Genomic DNA, 5,855 nt, shown 5'->3' with positions numbered 1-5,855 from the left:
GCCTTAGTTCCTATGCCGAGTCAGATTCAGCAAATTTTCTTCTCTTTATATAAACAGGATCCGCAGAAGGCGACTGATTGGTTTTACAAGTTCTCTCAGGATACCAATTATATCCGCAGAGATCGTATCGCCAAGGATGTAAAATGGATCGCTCCAACAGAATATGGCGATTTAGACATTACCATCAATCTCTCCAAGCCGGAAAAGGACCCAAAAGCGATTGCGGCAGCAAAACTGCTGCCGCAGTCAGCCTACCCGAAGTGCCTGTTGTGCAAGGAAAATGAAGGATATGCCGGACGCATCAATCACCCAGCGCGGCAAAATCATCGCATTATTCCGGTGACCATTAACAACAGTCCATGGTTTATGCAGTATTCTCCATATGTGTATTACAACGAGCACTGCATTGTGTTTAATTCCGAGCACACGCCGATGAAGATCGAACCGGCAACCTTCCGCAAATTATTGGATTTTGTCAAGCAGTTTCCGCATTATTTCGTCGGTTCCAATGCCGATTTGCCTATTGTCGGCGGTTCAATTCTTGCACATGACCATTTTCAAGGCGGTCATTATACCTTTGCGATGGAACGCGCGCCAATCGAAACCCCGTTGACATTCAAGGACTTTGAAACCGTAGAAGCAGGCATTGTCAAATGGCCGATGTCCGTGATTCGCTTGAGAAGTACAGATGACCGTGCGCTCGTTGCGCTCGCATCTAAGATTCTCGCGGCATGGCGCGGATATACCGATGCAGACGCCTTTATTTTTGCCGAGACAGACGGCGAACCGCATAACACGATTACACCGATTGCGCGCAAGCGAGGTGGCAAGTTTGAACTGGATCTGGTTTTGCGCAACAATATCACGACCAAAGAGCATCCGCTCGGCGTGTATCACCCACATGCGGAGCTGCATCACATCAAGAAGGAAAATATTGGTCTGATTGAAGTCATGGGATTGGCAGTGCTTCCGGCACGACTCAAAACCGAGCTTGCTGCTGTGGCAGATGCTCTGATCTCCCGTGCGGATTTAACCGCAGATGAACGCACAGCCTCTCATGCCGCTTGGGCGAATGAGCTGAAAACGCGCTATACCTTTACCAAAGAAAACGTGATGGACATTCTGCAAAAGGAAGTCGGCATCGTGTTCTCTCAGGTTTTGGAGCACGCAGGCGTATTCAAACGGGATGAAGCGGGAAAACAGGCATTTTTGCGGTTTGCTCAATCAATTTAATTCTTTGCACAAAAAAAGCGTGATCGAAGCGATCACGCTTTTTCTTGCTTTTTACCACTGGTTGAAACTGCAAACTTCTTCTAACGGCTTGCGAACCTTCTTGCGCGGCTCCTTGCTCTCTGCGCTGTATCCGACAGCCAGAACCATACGAACCGTGTGTCCTTCCGGAATGCCGAACGACTCTTCCATCTTTTTCTGATCGCTCAGACCCAGCACGCAGGTTCCCAGACCGAGATCCTCTGCTTCGTACATCATGTTCATGGCGGCCATGCCGATGTCGCCCTGCGCAAATCGCTGTGAATCACCGTAGTAATCCAAAACAGCCGGCATAACATTGGCATGTTCCTCTACCAACGCAATAAATGCCGGTGCGGATTCTCTCCACGGGCAGCCCGTTGCACCGCCCTCAACAACCAATGCTTCACACATCTTCTTCTTTGCTTCCGGCTCATCAATGACGATAAACTTCCACGGCTGCGCATTGCAGCCACTCGGTGCTAATCTGCCTGCCTCTGCAATCTTGGTCAGCAGTTCGCGGGAAACCGGCTTGTCCTGATACGACCGGCAGCTCTCGCGCTTATATACCATATCCATAAAGCTCATAACAAATAGCCTCCTCTTTGGTTTTCTTGTCTTCAGTATACCATTGACGCACAGCAACGTCAATGCCGTTTTTTTCCATAAAATACAGAAGCATCCCGATATGGGATGCTTCCGTTATGCAGGGAATCTTATGAAAAACGGATCACTTACTGTTTCTTCTTTCCACCTACGAGCTTTGCAAAAAACTTATCGATGAAGTCCAAAGCAGCTTCCGGTTCTCCGTTGTCCGGTGCATCTGCCACTTCCGGCTCATACTCATATTCACCGTTCGCTTTTCTCGGCCTCTTCGCCATATATTTGAGGAAGCCCAACAGAATAAACAGACACATGAAGCAAAGCGGGATGCCGCAGAACGATTTAATCGTCTTTACACCTCCGATGCCGCCAAGGACAACAAATACCATAGCAATGACTGCAAATACGATGCCCCAGAACAGCTTGAGCCATACCGGCGGTTCATGCGTATCATCCGAGCCTTCGATAGACATACCTGCCAAGGTAACGGCCATCGAATCACACTGAGTTACCAGCGAGATGGTAATAATAATCAACATGACGATCTTTGCGATCTTGCTTATCGGAAGTACATTAAACATCGACAACGTCAGCGCTTCTGCACCGTCATTGAGGTAAATGCTGTAGAAATCAATGCCGTCAAACAACTGTGCATGGAGAATGGTTCCGCCGAATACAGAGAACCAAACGATACCAAACAATGCCGGGAATACCCATTCAATCAGGACGAACTCACGAAGGGTTCGGCCATAGCCAACACGAACCATGAACAGACCGAGCAACGGTGCATATGCCATCCAGTCTACCCACCAGTACATATCCCAGTTCTGCGGCCAATTGCCGGAATCTGCGAACGGAGCTGTGTACAGGCTTGCTGAGAAGAACTCATTCATGTAGTTGCCAAGGCTGTGTGTGAACAGGTTGCAAATATATGCCGTTGGACCTGCCAAGAACACGAAAATCAACAGAACAAAGAAAAATCTTGTGTTCAGATTAGACAACATTGTAATACCGTTTCTCAAGCCGGATACTGCGGACAAATTGTAAAAGACGAACATACAGGCGATAATGCCAACATACATCATCGTAGACGGCTCAATGCCAGCGAATGCCTTGACGCCTGCAGACAGCTGCATGGCGCCATATCCCAGACCACCCGCTACTGCACCGGTCAGTGCAAATGCAGACCATGCATCAAATGCAGTTGCCCACTTGGTATTTGCTGCATCTTTGCCAAAAATCGGTACCAAACAAGCGGATGCCTTAAACGGTGCTCCCTTGTTCAGGATAACGTAGGCAAGGATAACGCCCATAACAACACAAGTCGCATATGGTGTAAATCCCCACTGCAAGAAGCAATGTACCATTGACCATACCAACGAAGCATTTGAACCGCCAACCAGTCCAGTGGATGGATCAGGCTCCATAGTGAACAGCAGCGGCTCTGCTGCGCCCCAGAATACAACGCCTGCGCCGATGCCAGTACAAAGGGAAATACCGAACCACTGTAAGTAAGTAAATTTCGGTTTTGCATTTGGTCCGCCAAGTCTAATTTTTCCCAATGGCGTAACCATGAATACAACACATACGATGACCATCAGCAGACAAACCAGCGAGGTAAACCATCCTAAGCCCCACATCAGATTGTTCATAACCAAGTTGTTTAAAATGTCATAGAATTTTTCTGCATTCACAACAATGGCAACAAGCATCAGGGCGAACAGAATAATGGTAACCGACATGACGGGCCATCTGACTTTTCCTTTCTCTTTTGTTCCATTCATCACATATTCTCCTCTCCGTTTTGCAACACTTCTTGCACTCTGTGTCAATATCTGATATACTTCATATTGACCAGCAGTCACCCAAATTTTGTGTTACTTTTTGTGTTGGTTATAGTATAGACAAAAAATGCGGCAGAAATATGACAAAAATCCGTCACCTTTGTGATATTTTGTTTTTCCAACGCTGCTATTTTGATTTTACTTTATTTATTTTGCACAAAGAACGAAGGTGTGTATTATGAGCGATTACACGGTGCTCATCTGTGATGATAAAGAAGCTGTTCACGAAAGTCTGACCCGTTTTCTTAACGATGAAGGAATTCATGTCATTTCTGTCTATGATGGAGAATCCGTGCTCTCCGAATGGAAACGGCACGAAATTGATTTAATTATTCTAGATATTATGCTGCCAAAGATAAATGGTACAGAAGTATGTCGCACGATTCGCCGCGAAAGCGAAGTACCTATCATCTTTCTCAGTGCACGCAGTGAGGAAATCGACCGGATTGTCGGCTTGGAGCTTGGTGGAGATGACTATGTGACCAAGCCATTTTCTCCGCGTGAAGTCTCTCTCCGCGTAAAAAAGATTCTGTCCCGCTCTGCAAAGGCGCAGCGTCTTGCTGAAAACGCCCCAAAGCAGAATATCTTGCGTTACCAAGAGCTATCTGTCAATTTAGACACGATGGAAGTGTTGTCCAATGGGGAAAAGCTAGACATGACAGCCAAAGAGGTGCAGCTACTCGCCTATCTCATCCGCAATGCGCAGAAAGTTCTCAACAGAGAACAAATTTTAAAGGCTGTTTGGGGATATGATTATTACGGAGATACACGTGCGGTAGATGCTGTTGTCAAACGCATTCGCAAAAAATTACCGACAGAGAACGTTCATTATGCCATCCAATCGATTTATGGTGTCGGTTATCGACTCGGAGGCATTGCATGATTTCAGACAACAAAGCGGAACGCTATGTTCAAATTGTGCTGTTCTATTGTCTTGTCCTGTTTGTCGGTCTGTTCTCTATTTATTTTTTCCAGTGCCGCATTCATATGGATATGCGAGATTTGGCGCAAAACGCTGCAACAGAGATTTCTGAAACCGGCAGCATTTCCCATCCAGAACAATATTTGACATGCAGCGTTTTATACCAGACGGAAACAGGCACAAACGCCTTGCACACATACTATGGTCAGCGCGATTTTCCCTTTCAAAAATATACAGATTTATATTCTCAATATTATGACAAACAGCGTTCTGTCTATGCCCTGCCATTTTCCGCACAGCCGTTTGCCATTGTTGTTGTAGCAGGCACGCCGGTCTTTCGCGGCAAGGCATTTTTAGGAGAAGTGTATCTGACACAGTCTTTGGAATATATCCCCTTTGTTCTTGTCTCCTATGCGCTAGTCTGTACGCTGCTCTACATCGTTGTGATTTATAGCGTATTAACGCAGCGCAAAAGCCGTGAAGAAGTTGAGGCTATTTATCATCAGTACATTGCAAACATCAGTCATGAACTAAAAACACCAATCGCGTCGATTCAGGCGATTACAGAAACGCTGAGCGAAGGCTTAGTCGATGACGAAGCGACGCTGAGCCGCTATTACGGTATTATCTCTCGTGAATCCCGCTTACTGGAACACTCTGTCCTGCAAATTATCGAGCTGTCCAAACTACAGGACAGTCGCATTACGTTTCACAAAACAGAAGTTCCGCCAGAGGAAATTTTCAATCTGATCCAAAGCCGCTATCTGTCACGCTGTGAAGATTTGGGCCTATTCTTTTCGATTGAAAAAAGCATTTGGAATCTGCCCAAGCTATATACTGATGCAGATCGCGTGATACAGCTTTTAGAAATTTTACTGGATAATGCACTGAAATTTGTAGAAGAAGGCGGCAGTATCACACTCAACGCCACGACGAAATATGGTCAAGCAACCATTCGCGTCAATGATACCGGTCGCGGTATTTCTTCCACCGATCTGCCGCACATTTTTGAACGCTTTTACAAAAGCGAAGTAGATAATCCAACCGGCAGCGGACTCGGCCTCGCTATTGCCAATGAAATTATCAACGGACTGCATGAAACTATTTGGGTACAGACCGAAGTTGGCAAAGGAACAACATTTTTCTTTACGATTCGCACACTTCCCGCTTAATACTATCGCTTCCCAGCCTTGGGAAGCGATTTTGCTTTTCCTCATAGGATATGTTACAATACGAGG

The 5,855-nt window shown here is 46.3% G+C and carries 5 protein-coding genes; 3 read left to right on the top strand and 2 right to left on the bottom strand.

Translation table 11 applies throughout. From position 1 onward, the window contains the following. On the top strand, positions 1-1,233 hold a 1,233-nt coding region (locus tag ACR0P9_RS06560; protein ID WP_432618474.1), incomplete at its 5' end, for a UDP-glucose--hexose-1-phosphate uridylyltransferase. A gap of 51 nt (positions 1,234-1,284) precedes the next feature. Here the strand turns inward: ACR0P9_RS06560 and ACR0P9_RS06555 are convergent. Both ACR0P9_RS06555 and ACR0P9_RS06550 read right to left on the bottom strand, forming a co-directional pair. Beyond that, on the bottom strand, positions 1,285-1,836 hold the full coding sequence (locus ACR0P9_RS06555; RefSeq protein ID WP_432618472.1) for a nitroreductase family protein: 552 nt from the start codon (positions 1,834-1,836) through the stop codon (positions 1,285-1,287). 146 nt (positions 1,837-1,982) lie between these two features. Further along, complete coding sequence (locus tag ACR0P9_RS06550; protein ID WP_432618470.1) at positions 1,983-3,635, bottom strand: BCCT family transporter; 1,653 nt, start codon at positions 3,633-3,635, stop codon at positions 1,983-1,985. Positions 3,636-3,873: 238 nt separating this feature from the next. Here ACR0P9_RS06550 and ACR0P9_RS06545 point away from each other — a divergent pair, with 238 nt between their 5' ends. Further along, positions 3,874-4,578 carry a response regulator transcription factor gene (locus ACR0P9_RS06545; RefSeq protein ID WP_432618468.1) on the top strand — a complete coding sequence of 235 codons (705 nt, stop codon included), beginning with the start codon at positions 3,874-3,876 and terminating at the stop codon, positions 4,576-4,578. Next, entirely contained in the window at positions 4,575-5,789 is a 1,215-nt protein-coding gene (locus tag ACR0P9_RS06540) for a sensor histidine kinase (protein ID WP_432618466.1), read from the top strand. The genes ACR0P9_RS06545 and ACR0P9_RS06540 overlap by 4 nt, the downstream gene beginning before the upstream one ends. Positions 5,790-5,855 lie beyond the last annotated feature (66 nt).

This window comes from Butyricicoccus sp., from assembly GCF_050872565.1.
GTDB lineage: Bacteria > Bacillota > Clostridia > Oscillospirales > Butyricicoccaceae > Butyricicoccus_A.
Note: the sequence above shows the minus strand (reverse complement) of the source record. Positions and strands in the feature narration are given on the sequence as shown.